13 protein-coding genes are annotated in these 19298 nt (G+C 46.7%); 12 read left to right on the forward strand and 1 reads right to left on the reverse strand.

What is annotated here, in order from left to right; all coding sequences use genetic code 11:
- The first annotated feature begins 5 nt into the window (after positions 1-5).
- The 11 genes from EPL05_RS03800 to EPL05_RS03850 all read left to right on the forward strand — a co-directional run bounded on the left by EPL05_RS03800 (position 6) and on the right by EPL05_RS03850 (position 14943).
- Entirely contained in the window at positions 6-1640 is a 1635-nt protein-coding gene (locus tag EPL05_RS03800) for a RagB/SusD family nutrient uptake outer membrane protein (RefSeq protein ID WP_128532265.1), read from the forward strand.
- 163 nt (positions 1641-1803) lie between these two features.
- Entirely contained in the window at positions 1804-2322 is a 519-nt protein-coding gene (locus EPL05_RS03805) for a DinB family protein (RefSeq protein ID WP_128532267.1), read from the forward strand.
- Positions 2323-2464: 142 nt separating this feature from the next.
- Complete coding sequence (locus tag EPL05_RS03810; protein ID WP_128532269.1) at positions 2465-2659, forward strand: hypothetical protein; 195 nt, start codon at positions 2465-2467, stop codon at positions 2657-2659.
- Positions 2660-3062: 403 nt separating this feature from the next.
- A complete protein-coding gene (locus EPL05_RS03815) occupies positions 3063-3578 on the forward strand; it encodes a DUF2911 domain-containing protein (protein ID WP_243837207.1) in 516 nt (171 codons plus the stop codon).
- A gap of 120 nt (positions 3579-3698) precedes the next feature.
- On the forward strand, positions 3699-4829 hold the full coding sequence (locus EPL05_RS03820) for a DUF3810 domain-containing protein (protein WP_128532271.1): 1131 nt from the start codon (positions 3699-3701) through the stop codon (positions 4827-4829).
- A gap of 14 nt (positions 4830-4843) precedes the next feature.
- Positions 4844-6454 carry a glycerol-3-phosphate dehydrogenase/oxidase gene (locus tag EPL05_RS03825; protein ID WP_128532273.1) on the forward strand — a complete coding sequence of 537 codons (1611 nt, stop codon included), beginning with the start codon at positions 4844-4846 and terminating at the stop codon, positions 6452-6454.
- 23 nt (positions 6455-6477) lie between these two features.
- Positions 6478-7983 carry a glycerol kinase GlpK gene (glpK, locus tag EPL05_RS03830; RefSeq protein ID WP_128532275.1) on the forward strand — a complete coding sequence of 502 codons (1506 nt, stop codon included), beginning with the start codon at positions 6478-6480 and terminating at the stop codon, positions 7981-7983.
- A gap of 33 nt (positions 7984-8016) precedes the next feature.
- Positions 8017-8745: an MIP/aquaporin family protein gene (locus EPL05_RS03835; RefSeq protein ID WP_128532277.1), complete on the forward strand. Its 729-nt coding sequence runs from the start codon at positions 8017-8019 to the stop codon at positions 8743-8745.
- Between the two features lie 779 nt (positions 8746-9524).
- Positions 9525-11708 (forward strand): penicillin acylase family protein, encoded by a 2184-nt coding sequence (locus tag EPL05_RS03840; protein WP_128532279.1) that lies wholly within the window; start codon positions 9525-9527, stop codon positions 11706-11708.
- Between the two features lie 105 nt (positions 11709-11813).
- The gene (locus tag EPL05_RS03845) at positions 11814-12299 is read left to right on the forward strand and encodes a hypothetical protein (RefSeq protein WP_128532281.1); all 486 of its coding nucleotides are present in this window, start codon (positions 11814-11816) and stop codon (positions 12297-12299) included.
- 157 nt (positions 12300-12456) lie between these two features.
- The gene (locus EPL05_RS03850; RefSeq protein WP_128532283.1) at positions 12457-14943 is read left to right on the forward strand and encodes a TonB-dependent receptor domain-containing protein; all 2487 of its coding nucleotides are present in this window, start codon (positions 12457-12459) and stop codon (positions 14941-14943) included.
- A 76-nt stretch (positions 14944-15019) separates the two neighbouring features.
- Here the strand turns inward: EPL05_RS03850 and EPL05_RS03855 are convergent, their stop codons facing one another.
- Complete coding sequence (locus EPL05_RS03855) at positions 15020-16324, reverse strand: alpha-L-fucosidase (RefSeq protein WP_128532285.1); 1305 nt, start codon at positions 16322-16324, stop codon at positions 15020-15022.
- A gap of 308 nt (positions 16325-16632) precedes the next feature.
- Here EPL05_RS03855 and EPL05_RS03860 point away from each other — a divergent pair, with 308 nt between their 5' ends.
- Positions 16633-19194 (forward strand): phosphocholine-specific phospholipase C, encoded by a 2562-nt coding sequence (locus tag EPL05_RS03860; RefSeq protein WP_128532287.1) that lies wholly within the window; start codon positions 16633-16635, stop codon positions 19192-19194.
- The last annotated feature ends 104 nt before the right edge of the window (positions 19195-19298 follow it).

Consider the following 19298-nt stretch of genomic DNA (forward strand, 5'->3'; position numbering starts at 1 on the left):
ACAAAATGAAAAAATATAAATACATAGTAACATCATTAATCATGGCGGGGGTAGTATGCTCGTCGGCATGTAAAAAGCAATTGGACGTAAAAAACCCTAATTCGCCTACACTGGAGCAGGCGAAAACAGAATCGGGACTAACCTCACTTGCATCAGGCAGTGTATACACCAACGGCTTTGTAAACGGCGACGGATGGCTGGGAGACAGTTTCTTTTCGTTATGCTACGGTTACCACGAATTATTGGCAGATGATGTATCTGCACAGGCATCCAACCAAAACGTAAACCTTGTTAATATGCCAGATTACGCAATATTAGATGACGGCAGCAAAATCACCAACCCTCAGCCACAAATTGCCAACTTACGACTCAATAACTCGCGCGATAAACAGGGAACTAACATGTTCTATTACGAATGGCAAAGCATGTATGGTTTAAATAATGCCTGTAACCAAATACTGGCCGTGGCAGACAATGTTAGTTTAGGCGGCGACGCGGCAACTAAATTGGCAACATATAAGGCTTGGGCATACTGGTGGAAGGGCCTTGCTTACGCCAGATTAGGCTCTGTTTATTATGCGGGCTTAATAAATGATGGTATTAGTATAACAAATGGTAATTATGTTACCAGCGCAGCCTTAATTGCCGAATCAAATAAAAACCTTAACCAGGCCATTACCCTGTTAAATGGCATAAGTAGCACCGCCGGCTATACTGAAGTGATGAGCAAACTAATCCCCTCTTTCTTTCAGGTGGGTAACGCGGCGGTACCAACACCTACTATGTTTGTTCATAGTATAAATACGCTGATGGCGCGCAACCTTTTGGTTAATACCCGCACATCCGCCATGACGGCCGCCAACTGGCAAACTATTTTAACCCTAACCAACGCGGGCATCCAGGCAGGCGACAACGTTTTTGCAGGTTTCACCGCCGCAAACAACTATGTTTTCTCTGCAGGCGGTGGTTCGGTATCTGCTAACACAGCAGGCGATAAAACAGCAAGCAGTTTCACCATCAGCGAACGTTTAGTACAAGACATCAAACCCGGCGATTTACGTAAAAGTAAGAATTTTGTATTGGAATCTCCGTTTTACAACCAGGTGGGCGGTTTTACCTTTAGCACCAGGTGGCGGTTAATCGACGCCAAGCTTACTCCAGTTAAAGATAACCCTGCTTTTACAATTGCCGATAAAACCCCGGGCAACCAGGAAGTCTACATGGCAGGCAGTTACGAAGAAAACGAATTGATGAAAGCTGAAGCGCTTATAAATACAGGCCAAATTGACGCCGGTTTAGCAAGCGTTGATGCGGTACGTACCTACCAGGGTGCAGGCCTTGCCAAAGTATCGGGCACTGGTTTAACCCTGGCAGCTGCACAGGAAGAACTCCGTAAAGAAAGGCGCTTGTCGCTTTTATTTAGGGGCACCGCCTTTTACGATGCAAGGCGCTGGGGCGTTATATATGACATATCTAAAGGTGGCGGCCGCAAAAACTGCGTAGTGCTTACCTCCACGGGCGTACTCAATACAAATGCTACCATCAACTATAACTTCCTCGACTATTGGGACGTTCCGGCTGATGAGTTTCAATTAAATCCACCGGCAGCAGGCAGCGCGCCAATAAAAAATCCAAATTGATAAAGCCTATTTGTTTCGTTCTTTATATCAGTTAATATTTAACACCCAAGGCCGTGCAGACAAATTGCACGGCCTTTTTTATGGAAACTTCTTTTCCCACTGCTGACATAGGGCTGTCATTAACCTCCTGTTTCTTTGTATCATAAACTTAAAACAACAAGCTATGACAACCATCGAATTTTTTCTGGAACAACTAAATTTAGAAGCCGTAACCACACGCAAAATGCTGGAGCGCGTACCAAACGACAAATACGACTGGCAGCCGCACCCTAAAAGCATGAATATCCGCAGCCTGGCCACCCACATTGCCGAATTGCCAACCTGGATCGCCATGGTGTTATCTACCGAAGGCTTGGATTTTGCCGCCGCGCCCTACAACCCAACCATCATCAACAATACCGATGATCTGGTAGCGTTGTTTGAGAAATCGTTTGCCGGCGCACAAGTATCATTAGTGCCCGATAAAGAATGGATAATGAACGAAATTTGGACCCTGCGCAACGGCCCCGAAATTTACAGCCGCGATGCCAAATGGGAAGTGATAAGGATGACGATTTCGCAAATTATACACCACCGCGCGCAATTAGGTGTTTACCTGCGCCTGTTGGATGTAGCTATCCCCGGCAGTTACGGGCCAAGTGCTGATGAACAATTTATACCACTTAACGTAGAGGCGGTTTAATCTCCCCATATATATAGGCCTGCCAGCTTTTTTTGAAGTTGACAGGCTTATTGATCTTAAGCTACGATTTAAATACCCTGGCTTAGCATACTAAAACAAAAACCCGGCAGTTTATATTATAATGATATAAAGCAATTCTTCCATGAATACTGCTGACAAACATTATAAATTCATTAATAGCCGCACCGGCTATGTCATCTACTACCATTCGCTGGTAAGTTCGCTCAGCGCCGAAGAGATGAAGGCCGAGCTGGAAAAAATAAAAGCACAGGTTGCCATTAAAAATGACATTTACCAGGAAACGGTTTATTGGGAAGAGATAAAAGACGAGGCATAACCGGCTGCGTTAAAAAACCAAGAAATATTTTTGCATTACTTAACCGAAAGTCAGTACATTTATTTACCAATTATTTGACAACTAAGTATTCTTTAGTGATGGAAATAAAGGTCGGCAGATGATCAATACAAATGCTATTGCGAATAAAAACCCCCATGCTTGTTGAAACACGGGGGTAAAAACTCACAACAATTGTTTAACCTTTCGGTCAATTCCTAACTGCAATGTGCGTTCTGGTTATATAACATGCTGCCCAACTGAAAGTTTTAAGCGATGGGAATATTCTTAAACTAATTTAGAGTGCATTATAAAATAACCACTACCGTTATAAAATTAATGCCATTATATTTGCCAACAATAATTTAAACCATACGCGTTTATACTAAACTTAAGAAACACCAACATGATGAGAAACACATTTCAGTTTAAGGCGGCAGCAGTACTTCTATTCGCCCTTTTAGTATCCAGCTTTGCATTTGCTCAGCAAAAACCAGCCAGCCCGCGCGATAGCGTTAGTGTTAAAGTTGCCGGGTCAACTATTACCATTAACTATGGCAGCCCATCTGTAAAGGGCCGCAAAGTATTTGGCGAATTAGAAGCATACGGTAAAGTATGGCGTACCGGTGCAAACGAGGCAACCGTATTTACCACTACAAAAGACATTAAAGTTGAAGGCAAAACCCTGCCCGCAGGCACTTACGGCTTTTTTGCCATCCCAACAGAAACCACCTGGACCATCATCTTCAACAAAGTGGCCAAACAATGGGGAGCGTTTAAATACGACGAAAGCAAAGACGCGCTGCGTGTAACCGTAAAACCTGTAGCAGCAGCCATGAGCGAGCGCCTGGTTTACAAAATCAATGCAAAAGGCTTTTCTTTAAACTGGGATAAGTTATCGGTACCGGTATCTGTAAAATAATTTTTCGTGGTTTTAAATAACAAGCCTCCCGGTGCAACCCGGGGGGCTTTGTTTTTTCATGAGCATTTTTACTCTCACCCCCTCTCCTTTTATCCTTTAACCTATATATTTACCAACCAAATGAAGAGCTATTTCGCCGGGAAACCTTTACTAAAAAGAGTGGCTGTTATACTGGCCCTGGCAATAGCCATATACCTGCTGATGATTTTTGCAGGGCACCCGCAGGCGGTTGAAAAATACTATTCGCAGGGCCTTTACCCCGCTATCTGCTTTGTACTCCATCCTGTTTTAAATATCTTTCCCTTTAGCCTGGGCGATGTGGTGTACATTGCTGTTGTTGCCTATCTCTTCTATGCGGTTATCTTACTCATCAAATTACTTTTTAAGAAGAAGTTTTTACGTGCAGGCCTGTTAATCACAGGGGTGATAATAGGCATCCAAACCGGCCTGTTGCTTTTCTATATTTTTTGGGGCATGAACTATTTTCGCCCTTCCGCCGCCGAAAGGTTAAATTTAAAAGAATCCAAATTTACAGCCGTCGACTTGCAGGCGGTAACCACCACACTTATCGATAGTGCTAACGCCACCCGTGCACGCGTTACCCAGGCCGATCTGCAACAAAGCAACAATACTATTTACGCTACAGCTATCAATGCCGTACGGCAGCTTGGCGGTACATCGGCAAATTTTCAAACCTATAGCCCTTGTATCAAACCATCGCTGTTAACCCCTTTGCTTAATTACATTGGCACATCGGGCTATTATAACCCCTTTACCACCGAGGCCCAACTGAATTACCAACAGCCGGTTTTTGTAAGGCCGTTTGTGGCCTGCCACGAAATGTCGCACCAGATGGGTTACGGGGCCGAGGATGAGGCAAACTTTGTGGGCTACCTGGCGGCTATCGGCTCCAAAAATAGGCTGCTGCGCTACTCGGCATACCAACTGGCCGTGCGCGAATTTATGTTTAGTCTGTACGTAACCGATAGCCTGATGAATAAGGAATTAAAAAAGCGCATCTCCCCGCAGGTGAAGGCCGATTTTAAGCAGGAACGCCAATACTGGCTGGCTTATCAAAATAAGGCCAATGTAATAACCGGCATTTTTTACGATAACTTTTTAAAAGCAAACAACCAGCCGCAAGGCCTGGATACCTACAACCGGATGGTAACGCTGGTTATGGCGATGTATAAAAGGCAACAGCCGCAGCCCCCTAACCCCCTGAAGGGGGAACTGAAGTTGGAGAAGTAGTTTACAATAAATATATGAAACCTATCCCAAGGAGAAAATTAACCTCAGCGCTAAACAATCCCGAAAAGGTTTGGGATGTAATTATTGTTGGGGGCGGTGCTACCGGCCTTGGCGCCGCGCTTGATGCAGCATCCAGGGGTTACCAGACGATCTTACTAGAACAGGCCGACTTTGCCAAGGGCACATCAAGCCGGAGCACCAAGCTGGTACATGGGGGTGTGCGCTACCTGGCACAAGGCAATATCAGCATGGTAAGAGAGGCGCTCAACGAGCGAGGCTTACTGTTAAAAAATGCCGCTCACCTGGTAAGCAACCAATCGTTCATCATCCCGAATTATGAGTGGTGGAGCGGTTTGTTTTACACCATCGGCCTCAGCCTTTACGATCTACTGGCAGGCGGGCTCGGCTTTGGCAGGGCTAAACATATCTCCAAAAAACAAGTGATTGACCGGCTGCCTAACATACAGCAAAAAGGATTGTATGGCGGGGTTGTTTATCATGATGGCCAGTTCGACGATTCGAGGCTGGCCGTTAATCTGGCCCAAACCAGCATCGAGCGGGGCGCTACCGTGCTAAACTATTTCCGGGTGGTTGATTTAATAAAGGATTTGCAGGGGAACATCGCTGGGGTTGTGGCTACGGATGGAGAGACCGGCGAAACCTACCCTATTAAAGGTAAAACTGTAATTAATGCCACCGGGGTTTTTGTAGATGAACTGTTAAGCATGGATAAGCCCGGGAAAAAGCCCATGGTGCGGCCAAGCCAGGGGGTACACCTGGTGCTCAGCCGTTCTTTTATGCCGGGAGGAGATGCGCTCATGATCCCCAAAACCGACGATGGGCGTGTGCTTTTTGCCGTTCCCTGGCATGACAAGCTGGTTGTGGGTACCACGGACACGCCGCTTGATCAACATACCCTGGAACCCGTAGCACTGCCGGAAGAGATCGCCTTTATATTGCGAACCGCCGGGCGATACCTAACTAAGCAACCCACAAAAGCAGATGTATTGAGCGTATTTGCCGGCCTGCGCCCGCTGGCCGCGCCCGAAAAAGATTCGTCGACAACCAAGGAGATCTCGCGCAGCCACAAATTGGTGATTTCCACTTCGGGCCTCATCACCATAACCGGCGGCAAATGGACAACTTACCGCAAAATGGGCGAAGATACCATTGACAGGGCCATTGTGGTTGGTAAGCTTCCCCCCTCACCCTGTAAAACCAAGTCCTTGCCCATTCACGGCAGCATGGCGGGTTTTGACAGGAGCAGCCACCTGTATGTTTATGGCAGCGACCAAGCCGCCCTGCTACAGCTTGCCAACGAAAATGCCGCATGGACCGAAAAACTACATCCACGCCTGCCCTATATCGCTGCAGAAGTGGTATGGGGCGTTAAGTACGAGATGGCGCGTACCGTTGAGGATATTTTAGCCCGGCGGGTAAGGGCGCTGTTTTTAGATGCCCGCGCGGCAATTGATATGGCGCCACCTGTAGCCGCTTTAATGGCAGCAGAACTTAATAAAGATGCTGCATGGAAAAAGGAACAAATTGATACATTTACACTATTGGCGCAAGCCTATTTGTTAGAACCGTATTTTCCGGCAGGGTCACCTGCTATACCGATATAAACCGACCAACGGATATTTAATTTATGGAAGATTACATTTTAGCTTTAGACCAGGGCACAACCAGCTCGCGGGCTATTATTTTTGACCACGCCGGGAAGATCCGGTCGCTGGCGCAAAAAGAGTTTACGCAAATATTTCCGCAACCGGGCTGGGTGGAGCATGACCCCAACGAGATCTGGTCTACCCAGGCGGGTGTTGCTGCCGAAGCCACCGCTAAAATGGGCATCAATGGCACCAACATTAAGGCCATAGGTATTACTAATCAGCGCGAAACCACTATAGTTTGGAACCGCCTTACCGGTGAGCCTGTTTACAACGCCATTGTATGGCAAGACCGCCGCACCGCCGATTTTTGCGAAGAATTAAAACAAGCCGGCCACCAGGAACTCATCCGCAACAAAACAGGCTTGGTGATCGATCCCTATTTTTCGGGCACAAAAATAAAATGGATCCTGGATAACGTAGCCGGTGCCCGCGAAAAGGCGCTTGCCGGCGAACTCGCCTTTGGTACGGTTGATAGCTGGCTGGTATGGAAATTTACCCGGGGCAAAGTGCATGTTACCGATATTACCAACGCCAGCCGTACCATGCTGTTCAATATCCGCACGCAGCAATGGGATGAGGAATTATTGTCGCTCTTGGATATCCCTGCCGTAATGCTGCCGGAGGTTAAGCAATCGAGCGAGGTATACTGCGAAACCGCGACTACGATATTCGCCACGAAGATCCCGATAGCAGGGATAGCCGGCGACCAGCATGCAGCGCTTTTTGGGCAGATGTGTATTGACAAGGCAATGGTGAAAAACACCTACGGTACAGGCTGTTTTATGCTGATGAACATTGGCAGCGAGTTTATCGCCTCAAAAAACAACTTGCTTACCACCGTAGCGTGGAAAATAAACGGCCAGGTGCAATACGCCTTCGAGGGCAGTATATTTATTGGTGGTGCCGTGGTACAATGGCTGCGCGACGGGCTGGGGATCATCAAAACCTCGGCAGAGGTAGAGCAGCTTGCTTTAAGCGTTAAGGATACCGGCGGCGTTTATTTTGTGCCTGCATTTGCCGGCCTGAGTGCACCTTACTGGGACCCTGATGCGCGCGGCACCATTGTGGGCATTACCCGCGGTACAACTGCCGGGCACATAGCCCTTGCCGCAATACAATCTATAGCCTATCAAACCATGGATGTATTGAACGCTATGGAGGCCGACGCCGGTATGAAGATAAAGGAATTGCGCGTGGATGGCGGCGCTACAGCCAACGATCTGCTAATGCAATTCCAGGCCAACCTGCTTAACTGCAAAGTTATAAGGCCAACCATTGTAGAGACCACGGCCTTGGGTGCCGCTTACCTGGCAGGCCTGGCGGTAGGCTACTGGAAAGATATAGACGAGATAAAGGCATTATGGCAGGCAGAAAAAGCGTTTAACGTACAGTCCGATCTGCCGAATATCAACAAAGGGATACAGGGCTGGAAAAAAGCCATCCATACCGCCCAGTGCTGGAGCGACGATGAAACAGGGGCATAGTAATACAATTATAAACCTTAAACCAATATACCGATGTCTCCATTTTTAGCAGAGCTACTGGGCACTATGCTGCTTATCTTATTAGGCAATGGCGTAGTTGCCAACGTGCTTTTAACAGATACAAAAGGCAATAACAGCGGCTGGTTGGTAATTACCACCGCCTGGGGCTTGGCCGTTTTTGTAGGGGTAACGGTAGCCGGGCCATACAGCGGCGCCCATTTAAACCCGGCGGTAACTATCGGGCTTGCGGTGGCTGGCAAATTTGCCTGGGGCAGTGTGCTGTCTTACATATTCGCGCAATTCCTGGGCGCGTTTATAGGCGCAGGCCTGGTGTGGTTGATGTATATAGATCATTTTAGGCGAACAAACAATCCGGCGGCCATCTTAAGTGTTTTTTGCACCGGGCCTGCCGTGCGCAATTATTTTTCAAATATTGCCAGCGAAATCATAGGCGCGTTTGTGCTGGTTTTTGTGGTATTTTACATTACCGGCGGCGAGATAACACCAACAAAAACACCTATTGGCCTTGGCTCAGTTGGTGCGCTGCCGGTAGCTTTGCTGGTAGGGGTAATAGGGCTCTCGTTGGGTGGTACCACAGGCTACGCCATCAACCCCGTACGGGATCTTGGCCCCCGCATAGTGCATGCGTTGCTGCCTATCAAAAATAAAGGCACCAGCGATTGGCCCTACGCCTGGATCCCCGTAATAGGCCCCATTCTCGGTGCAGCATTAGCAGCGTTTTTGTACCTGCAAATTAAATAAGTCGGGCAGCACAAAGATATCTTTGGAGAATCGGTGCCAAAATCGGTGAAATCAAAATTAATCTGTGGAATCGGTGTAAATAAAAAAAGCGTTCCGTATCTCACCCCGGAACGCTTTTGCAACATCATCTCTCAAATAATGCTGATCAACTAAATCTCAGATAACATGTTAGTTTTACCCAAGCTCTTTATTTATTAACCTGGCGGTTAAGTAAAATATCCCAACTAAATTCTTTGTGGTAAAATCGATACAATTATTGTACCGATTTTACAACTCACACTTTTCGGTGTCAAAGATACACAATGAACGGTGCCATCGTAAATATATTATATCCGTCTTTTGTAAAAAAGACGTTGCTTTTATACAATATGTTACAGTTTCACGGTTATTTATTTCATTTATCGATAAAACAACATCGAAAATTAAAACTTTATAAACACGGTAGCAATATAGTAATTATGGGGGATAGTGTAAAAAACTTTTTAAAGCATTTTTTTTTGTCTATAAAACCATACACCATTTTAGCAGCAGGTAAAGGTAAATCACCTTGTACCACCTGTATTCATCCTTTTTATAGGCTGTATAAGTAGTGGATAGGTAGTGTTAAACAGATAATTTAACCGTCAAAAATACAATTATTCACAATTCATTAAAGGCTACGGCATTCGCCGAAAAGGCCCGTTACACTATCCCCTCAGGTTATGCCAATTATTATTAAATTAGGGGATTGAAGATAAATTAACCATCCCGACGGCTGTTGATGCCCTATTTTGCCATCCATGAAAAAAATATTTACGTTCATTATCCTTGTTTTACCGGTACTATCTATCGCGCAAAAGCATACTCATGCAGAAATTGCCCGCTACCAAAAACAGGCGCAGGCGGTAACCATCATCCGCGATAATTATGGTACGCCGCACATCTACTCAAAAACTGATGCAGGCGTGGTATTTGGGCTGATGTACACCCAGTGCGAGGAAAATTTTAGAGGGATAGAACGCAATTACCTGTACCAGCTTGGCCGCCAAAGCGAGGCCGATGGAGCCACTCCCCTATATACCGATGTACAATTACAACTGATAGCCGATAGCGCCGACGCTATAAAAGATTACAACAACAGCACGCCGTCGTTTAAAAAACTGCTGGATGCCTTTGCCGATGGGATGAATTATTACCTCTACAAACACCCGGAGGTAAAACCAATGGTTTTCAAAAAATTCAAACCCTGGTTCCCGCTGATGTTTACTGATGGCAGCGTTGCCGCTACCGAAACCGGCGACATCACCCCCAAAGAAACACAGGCCTTTTACGGCGATGCAGCTAATACCATCGGCACCGTATATTCACCCCAAAGCATTATTAACACCCACGAGGAACGCGAAACCGGCTCCAACGGCTTTGCTATTTCGCCATCGCGCACGGCAAGTGGCCATGCTATGTTGTACATTAACCCGCATGTGCCTTTCTACTTCCGCAGCGAAGTTGGGTTGCAAAGCGAGGAGGGACTGCATGCCTATGGTGTAGTTACCTGGGGGCAGTTTTTTATTTACCAGGGCTTTAACCAAAACTGCGGCTGGATGCATACCAGCAGCTATGCCGATGTAGGCGATATGTATGCCGAAAAAGTGCAGAAAAAAGACGGCAAATGGTTTTACGAATACGATGGCAAATTGAAGCCCGTAACCGTTAAAAAACTAACCATGCGCGTAAAAAAAGGCGACGAGTTGGTTGCCACTGATATCACCGCTTATTATACCCACCATGGACCGGTGCTGGCGGCAAGAGATGGCAAGTGGCTGGCGCTGAAACACTACAACCGGTCGTACAAGGCTTTGCTGGAATCGTGGTTGATCACCAAGGCAAACACCTTTGCCGAATACAAAAAGGCGATGGGGCTGCTGGCCAACACCAGCAACAATACCGTTTATGCCGACGGACAGGGTAACACTGCTTTTTGGTATGGCGATTTTATGCCCAAACGCGACCCGAAGATCAACTGGGCCCTACCTGTAGATGGCAGCACACCCGCAACAGAATGGAAAGACTTGCACTCGCTGGACGAGATCGTACATGTCTACAATCCCTCCACCGGGTATATTCAAAACTGTAACTCATCACCATTTACTTCGGCAGGCGCAGCCAGTCCCGATAAAACAAAATACCCGCTGTATATGGCACCCGATGATGAAAACTACAGGGGTGTAAACGCCGTTAGCCTACTTAAAGATGCCAAGAACCTTACGCTGGATGGATTGATAGCAAAAGGGTACGACCATTACCTGCGCGCTTTCGACGATATGCTGCCCGGCTTATTTGCTGCCTATAATGCCGCGCCCGACAGCGTTAAAACTAAACTTGCCGAACCCATTGCCCTCTTAAAAGCATGGGATAGGCGCACGGCCGCAAACTCGGTTGCCAGCACCGTGGCTATTGAATGGGGCAGTGCTATGTTCAGGACAATGCCGCCGCCCCTGCCCGGCGAAACCAGTTATATAGTAAAGCGCTTAACCGAACTGCTGCAAACCATCACACCCGAAAGCGAAGTGGCCATGCTAAGCCATGCCATTACCGGCCTGCAAAGCCGATATGGCACCTGGAAGGTACAATGGGGCGACATCAACCGTTACCAGCGCCCCGCAGACGGCATAACCTTTGACGATAAACTACCAAGCCTGCCCGTTGGTTTAACTTCCTCCAATTTTGGGCAATTGCCATCGTTCCAAAGCAGGGTAATGCCGGGCACGCAAAAACGCTATGGCTTCTCTGGCAATAGTTTTATAGCGGCTATAGAATTTGGCCGTTTTGTAAAAGCGAAAACCATTATCACCGGCGGGCACTCATTTGACGCCTCATCGCCAAATTTTACCGACCAAGCCCAGGGCTATATAGATGGCAAGTTTAAAGATGTTCTATTTTACAAAGGTGATGTATTGCAATATGCAGTGCAAACCTATCATCCATAATTTACCAAAACACAACTATTACAGGCAATGACCTTACTTCCTTAGTTATAATCCCGCCCTAACAACTACTTAAAAATTAGATTACATTTGTTGAGTATCCTATAAATGAAAAAATACCTGCTTATCCTATTTTTGTTTTGCCTGCGGATGAGTTCAAATGCGCAGAGTATCACATTTTACGATCTTACCAACCTCACCAACCTGTCCAACGGACAGGCGCATACTTATTTAGTGCTTGGCAGGGTATTTAAGCATCAGTTCATCGAAGAAAAAGATGGTAAAAAGATCGAGCATTTTCGGAGCATTAACCCTAATGTTAGCGAGCAAACCATCACCATTGGTGTAAATACAGCGCTCTCAAGCGGCACTGTTTTACGCAGCGTAACGTATACCACCCGCAACCCGCAGCATGTGCTCAATTTAATAGCCCAGGCAAAAAGCGGCAAGCTTACCATGAAATTCCAGGGCTCAGATGTAGATAATAACATCTACGTTTTCGATAACGACTTTTACCACGTAAAAATGTACATCAGCACTACCGAAAACAAAGGCACGGTGGTGATAGAGCAGAAAAATTATATCGGTTATTAACCCTCTCCTATCTGCAAGTTATTGGTCAATAACACCCATGGTATACTTTTCGATGGTTTCAGCAAGGTTCTGTAACAATCCCGACACTTAAATCAAAACTCAGATTTAATCCAAAGTTTCTTTCCAGATTTGTGGTTCTAATAAAACTAACACCTCCATGCGAACGGTACTTTCACTACTTTTCTTTCTCCTGATTTCTGTAAACAACTACGCCCAAACCGCCGGTAAAGGCAAAATAAGCGGCAAAGTAACTGACGCCGTAACCAAACAACCGGTAGATTATGCTACCATTTCGGTATTTAAACAAGGTGCTGCCAGCCCGTTCAATGGCATCAGTACCGATGCTAAAGGCGTTTTCAGTATAGATAACATCCCTGCCGGCGATTACAAAGTAACCATTGATTTTTTAGGCTATAAACGCACTACTATTGATCATGTGACTGTAACAGATGGCGGCAACACCCCGGCGTTAAGCGCGATATTATTGCAGCCCGTGCAAAACCAATTAGCAGGTGTAACCATTACAGCAAAGACACCTATTATAGAGAACCGTATAGATAAAATGGTTTATAACGCCGCAAACGACCTTACCGCGCAAGGCGGTGTTGCTTTGGATGTGCTGAAAAAAGTACCGCAGGTTTCTGTTGATATTGATGGTAATGTGGAGTTGCAGGGCAATGCCAATGTGCGTTTCCTTATCAACGGTAAGCCATCCAGCATCTTCGGTGCCAGCCTTGCCGACGCGCTACAGGCCATACCCGCCAGCCAAATAAAGAGTATAGAAGTGATCACCAGCCCCGGCGCAAAATACGACGCGGCAGGTACAGGCGGTATCATCAACATTATATTAAAAGACAGCAAAGTACAGGGCATCAACGGCAGCGTTAATTTATCGGCAGGCAGCCGGTTAGAGAATGGCTCGTTTAACCTTAACGCGCGTAAAAACAACTTTGGCGTAAACGCTTTTTTCAGCGGGAACGCTCAGCTAAAAACAACCGGGTTAAGCAGCAACAACCGTACATCAAGCGATTTAGCCGAGGGCACACAAACCAATTTAACGCAAAGCGGGGATAATACGCAACGCCGCAGCGGCTACCAATCGGGTCTTAGCTTTAACTGGAGCGTCACCCCAAAAGATGAACTAACCGCATCAGTAGGATTTAACCATTTTGGAAACCATAACAATGGGTTTAGCGCCCAGGAGGAATTAAAAGCCACTACAGCCGGCGCACAATTGTATGACCTGCTGAGCAACCGCACATCAGACAGCCGTTTCCATGTAAACGCTACCGATGTAAGCCTCTCGTACAAAAAGCAATTTAAAACCGAAGGCCAGGAACTGGAGGTACAGTACAATACCAGTTACGGTAAAAACACTTTTTCGTACTTTAACGAGCAGGATTACCTTACCGGCGGCTATCCAACATCCGGCTCGCGCAGCAACAACCCCGGTAGCGACAGGGAAACAAACATCTCTATTGATTATACGCAGCCCTTCAGCAAAACTTTTACGCTGGAAGGTGGCGTAAAAGCGGTACTGCAAAACCTGAAGAACGTAGTAAACACCGATACTTTGCTGAACGATGGCACCTACATTAACAATGCGGGGCAGACCTACGGCTTTAACTATAAGCGTAAGATATACGCCGGCTACCTTTCTGTATCAACATCGCTGTTCCATAAGTTTTTGGATGCCAAGATTGGCTTACGGGATGAGTATACCAACACCACTGCCGATTTTCCGGGGGTAACTATACCTGGCTACAACACGGTTGTGCCATCTGCTACGCTGGCGCATAAGCTTACGCAAACCTCATCGATAAAGCTGGCCTACTCTTACCGCATAGAGCGCCCCGATTACGGCGACCTTAACCCATTCTATAACATCAGCGACCCGCACAACATCAGCACCGGTAACCCTAATTTAAAGCCCGAATTAAGCCACGGACTGGAGCTTGGCTATAACAAATCGTACGATGGTGGTGCCAATTTTTACCTGGGGAGCTTTTATCGCCATAACCTGGATGATATACAGCAATTTACAACACCATACCCTGTGTTGAACATCAACGGGCGCGATTACGCCGATGTACTGCTAAACCAGCGTAGTAACATTGGCACGCAAACTACTGTTGGCGGCAACCTTTTTGGCTCGGTACCTATAGGCAAATTAAATTTGCGGACCAATATGTTTTTTGCAAGCCGCACCAATACCAACCCGGGCACAGTTGCCAATCCCGGCGTAATTAAAGTTACAGGCTTTGGCTATCGCATTAATTTAAACGCAAGCTACCAGTTTCCGCATGATCTTACTGCCGAGGCTTTTGCCAACTACAACTCCTCGCAAAAAAACTTACAGGGCTCAAGGCCGTATTTCTTCTTTTATAATTTCGCCGTTCGTAAGCAGTTCCTTAATAAAAAGGCAAGCCTTGGCTTGGTTGCCGCCAACCCATTCACCCATTATATCACACAAAAGTCTACCACTTATGGCAGCACTTTTAACCAGTTAAGCATCAGGCAAGTGCCTTTGCAATCCTTCGGTATCTCGCTTAGTTATAAATTTGGAAAGCTGGAGTTTTCCAAGGATAAAGAAAAAGATAAAGAAGACAACAACATGCCTGCCCAGGATGCCGGCGGGCGGTAAGCTTTTTATTTCGATAAATAAAATGGCCGACTTCAAAAAAGCCGGCCATTTTTTATGGTGCATGTTAGCGATGCTCTTAATTTACGGTCAGTTTAACAATGGTGTCAACCGGGTCCATAGCTAACCCATTGGTATAAATAAACACGCCTTCTGGCTGTTGTTTAAACTTTACCGCGGTACCACCGTTCAGCAAAACGGCTTTGGTAACTTTTTCCTTCATCTGCGGGATGAAAATATAAGCTTGCGCCGGGCTTGTGGTAACGTGCGCGTATAGCGTTTTTCCGTTGGCGGTCATCACGCCCCATGGTTGCGGTGGCATCGAGCTCCCCCTGGTGTTGTAAACGCTTTCGCCGTTCTTTTGCATCCAGTTACCAACAATAGCCAGCGTATCGGTAAATTCCGATTGGATCTTACCGTTTGGCATGGGGCCAATGTTCAGCAAAAAGTTAGCATCCCTCCCGGCAGCGTTTACCAGGTAATGGATGATCTGTTTAGACGATTTAAAACTGCGGTCGGTAATATTAAAGCCCCAGCTGTTGTTGATGGTTTCGCAGGTTTCCAACGGTAATTTTCCAATTTTCGATTCCCCACTAAAGCCTGTAGTATTGGCACCCGGCAGGTCCTTCTCAAACATCTGGAAATCTTCGCCCTCTATCGGCTCCAAATGGTGATTATTACCTACCAGTATCGCGGGGTTCAGCTTATGTATCAACCCATAAATCTCGTCGTAATGCCAGTTAGCGTTCTTGCGCTCCCAATGCCCATCAAACCAAATGCCTTTTACAGCCGGGTATTGGGTGATCAGTTCGGTTAGCTGGTCTTTCATAAACTTAATATAGCTATCCCAGTCGCCATTCTGCGGTTTGCCATCTACTATAGGGCTGCCGAAGGCATAATCGGGCCTTCCCCAATCCAGCAGGGAATAGTAAAAATGCAGTTCAATGCCTTCCTTCTCGCATTCTTTGGCCAGTTCCATCAAGGGGTCTTTATGGTAAGGGGTGGCATCCACAATATTATAAGGCGACATTTTTGTGCCGAACATGCTGAACCCATCATGATGGCGAGAGGTAATAGTAATATACTTCATCCCCGCTTTTTTGGCGAATTGTACCCACTCCTTGGCATTAAATTCCTGTGGATTAAAAAATCCGGCGAGGCGCTTATAACTATCGTAAGGGATCTTTTTTTCATACATTACCCATTCGCCGGCGCCCAAAATGCTATAGATACCCCAATGGATAAACAGGCCAAACTTTAATTCCTGGAATTTTTTACGGGCGGCAAGGTTATCGGCAGTTGGCACATAAGGCCCGGTTTGGGCAACGGTGTTTAAAGCAAGCGCCGAAAACAGCGCGAAGGTGAGGGTGAGCTTACGTATCATAAATAGATGGTTAGATTTACGCAGGGAATTTAGCGAAATTTATTTTTAAGCGTAAGGTTCACATTTATATTATTTACAGTTAACAGTGGTTGCATAACCTTGTACGCGTAACAGATATTTGACTCACCCCGACGGCACTCCATGCGTCGACCCTCTCTACCTGCGGTAAAGAGGGTGAGAAAAAAAGTGCATCTAACCCTCTTTCCGCCTGCGGAGAGAGGGTGGCCGAGCGAAGCAATGGCCGGGTGAGTCGATTACGACGCAGGCATTTTAGATAAACTTACACTATCGATAACTATATTTACCTCATGTTAAATTCTCGCAGAGATTTCCTTAAAAAAGCGGCCATGCTTACCGGCGCGGCTGGTTTAAGCAGTGTATTACCGCCGTCTATCCAAAAGGCCTTGGCTATAAACCCTAAAATTGGCAGTACCTGGCGGGATGCCGAGCATATTGTTTTCCTGATGCAGGAGAACCGCTCGTTCGATCATTGCTTCGGGATGCTGAAGGGTGTGCGGGGGTATAACGATCCAAGGGCTATCGACCTGCCCAACAAAAACCCCGTTTGGTTGCAATCCAACGAAAAAGGCGAAACTTTCGCCCCTTTTCACCTCGACATAAAAAACACCAAAGCCACCTGGATGAACTCCCTGCCACACAGCTGGACCAACCAGGTTAACGCCCGTAACGACGGCAAGTTCGACCAATGGCTGATCGAAAAAAAATCGGGCAACCCCGACTATAAGGATATGCCGCTTACCCTGGGCTACCATACCCGCGAAGACCTTCCTTTTAACTATGCCCTGGCAGATGCCTTTACCGTGTGCGACCAGAATTTTTGTTCGTCGCTCACCGGCACCACGCCTAACAGGCTTTTCTTTTGGACGGGCACCGTCCGCGAGGAGCAAAACGAAAGATCGCGCCCGAGGGTATGGAATGAGGATGCCGATTTCGGCACCCTGAACTGGACCACCTTCCCCGAGCGTTTGGAAGACAATAACATTAGCTGGAAATGTTACCAGAATGAGGTAAGCGTGCCCACCGGCTTCGAAGGCGAACAGGACTCCTGGTTAGCAAACTTTACCGATAATCCGCTGGAATTTTTTGAGCAGTACAACGTAAAACTGCACGATAATCATACCACCTTCCGCAAAAAATTACTGGAAATACTCCCCGGTAAAATAACAGAGGCCGAACAGAAAATAAGCGGTATGTCCGCAGGCGACAAAGGCCTGAAGCAGAAAAAACGCGAGCTGAAATGGATGCAGGATGAACTGGCCGATATTAAAAACAACCCGAAGCTTTTGGAAGCAGGTGCGTATGACCGGTTATCGCAAAGGGAAAAAAACATCCACCAGAAAGGTTTTGCTACCAACCGTAACGACCCGCAATATCGCGAATTAACCACACTGAAGTACAATGACAACGGCACGGCCCGCGAAGTACAGGTACCCAAAAGCGATGTTTTATACCAGTTTAGGGAGGATGTAAAAACAGGCAAATTGCCAACCGTATCGTGGCTGGTTGCCCCCGAGAATTTCTCCGACCACCCCGGTGCGCCATGGTATGGCTCCTGGTATGTATCTGAAGTGCTGGATATCCTAACTAAGAACCCGGAGGTTTGGAAGAAGACTATTTTTGTATTGAATTACGATGAGAACGATGGTTATTTTGACCACATCCCTCCTTTTGTGGCACCACATTCGCACAAAGATGGTACCGGCAAAGTATCTAAGGGCATTGATACCCGTGTAGAATTTGTAACGCTGGAGCAGGAACAGGAACGCAAAGATTTCCCAACCCATTACGACCGCGAAAGCGCAATAGGGCTGGGCTACCGGGTGCCGATGGTGATCGCTTCGCCATGGAGCCGCGGCGGATGGGTAAATTCCGAAGTGTTCGACCATACCTCCTGCCTGCAGTTTTTGGAGAACTTCCTGAGCCATAAAACCGGCAAAAGAATAAAAGAACCTAATATTAGCGATTGGCGCCGTACCATTTGTGGTGATCTTACCTCGGCGTTCCGTCCCTACAATGGCGAGGTGATAGGCAAACCAGTATTTTTAAATATGAACAAGTATGTGGAAGGCATCCATAAGGCACAATTTAAAAAGCTGCCTACCTTTAAAAAGCTGAACAGCGCCGATATTTCCCTTATTAAAACAAACCGCCACGCTTCCGCAGTGATGCCCGTGCAGGAGAAGGGTGTTAAGCACTCCAACGCGCTTAATTACGAACTGTATGCCGATGGCAAACTCAGCGCGGATAAAAAACATTTTGAAATTAAGTTTGAGGCTGGCAATAAAGTATTTGGTAAAGAGGCACTTGGCGCACCGTTCAATGTTTATGCGCCGGGCAAATTTGCAAGTCTGCATAACCCAGAGCAAAAAGAAGCCGTACGCACCTGGAGTTATGGGCTGGTACCCGGCGATAGCCTTACCGAAGAATGGGCGTTAAACGATTTTGACGATAACCTATACCACTTGCGCGTTTACGGCCCCAACGGTTTTTACCGCGAGTATAAAGGCAACACCGCCGACCCCGAACTGGATGTAAACTTCGCCTATCAGGCTAACGGTAATAAGCTAAGCGGCAATATCGCGCTTACCTTCGGCATACCCGGCAACCATGCCGCTATGCCTATTGAGGTGATTGACAATGCTTACAAAACAGGCATCAAACAGATGACCATTACCTACGAAAGCTTTGCGCCGCAAACCATGAAACTGAACCTGATGAACAGCCACGGCTGGTACGACTTCACCCTTAAAGTAAAGGGAAACAGCCATTTCCAGCAGCGTTTTGCAGGCAGGGTAGAAACCGGCAACCCAAGCTTTAGCGATCCACTGATGGGTGGCGTAGTGGTGTAGTTTTTATCATTCGGTTTACAATAATGTTATTATAATCTATCTTCCTACGCTGATAATATCTATTATACTGGTTATCTTACCGTTAGCTTTATCGTTGACCGAAT

Origin of the sequence: Mucilaginibacter gilvus, from assembly GCF_004054195.1 — a bacterium.
GTDB classification, from domain to species: domain Bacteria; phylum Bacteroidota; class Bacteroidia; order Sphingobacteriales; family Sphingobacteriaceae; genus Mucilaginibacter; species Mucilaginibacter gilvus.

Bases quoted from the DNA above. Each gene is read 5' to 3' on its own strand.
- EPL05_RS03845 (WP_128532281.1), top strand. From the start codon at position 11,814: ATGAAAAAATACCTGCTTATCCTATTTTTGTTTTGCCTGCGGATGAGT.
- EPL05_RS03815 (WP_243837207.1), top strand. From the start codon at position 3,063: ATGATGAGAAACACATTTCAGTTTAAGGCGGCAGCAGTACTTCTATTC.
- EPL05_RS03800 (WP_128532265.1), top strand. From the start codon at position 6: ATGAAAAAATATAAATACATAGTAACATCATTAATCATGGCGGGGGTA.
- EPL05_RS03860 (WP_128532287.1), top strand. From the start codon at position 16,633: ATGTTAAATTCTCGCAGAGATTTCCTTAAAAAAGCGGCCATGCTTACC.
- EPL05_RS03855 (WP_128532285.1), bottom strand. From the start codon at position 16,324: ATGATACGTAAGCTCACCCTCACCTTCGCGCTGTTTTCGGCGCTTGCT.
- EPL05_RS03810 (WP_128532269.1), top strand. From the start codon at position 2,465: ATGAATACTGCTGACAAACATTATAAATTCATTAATAGCCGCACCGGC.
- EPL05_RS03825 (WP_128532273.1), top strand. From the start codon at position 4,844: ATGAAACCTATCCCAAGGAGAAAATTAACCTCAGCGCTAAACAATCCC.
- EPL05_RS03820 (WP_128532271.1), top strand. From the start codon at position 3,699: ATGAAGAGCTATTTCGCCGGGAAACCTTTACTAAAAAGAGTGGCTGTT.
- glpK (WP_128532275.1), top strand. From the start codon at position 6,478: ATGGAAGATTACATTTTAGCTTTAGACCAGGGCACAACCAGCTCGCGG.
- EPL05_RS03850 (WP_128532283.1), top strand. From the start codon at position 12,457: ATGCGAACGGTACTTTCACTACTTTTCTTTCTCCTGATTTCTGTAAAC.
- EPL05_RS03840 (WP_128532279.1), top strand. From the start codon at position 9,525: ATGAAAAAAATATTTACGTTCATTATCCTTGTTTTACCGGTACTATCT.
- EPL05_RS03805 (WP_128532267.1), top strand. From the start codon at position 1,804: ATGACAACCATCGAATTTTTTCTGGAACAACTAAATTTAGAAGCCGTA.
- EPL05_RS03835 (WP_128532277.1), top strand. From the start codon at position 8,017: ATGTCTCCATTTTTAGCAGAGCTACTGGGCACTATGCTGCTTATCTTA.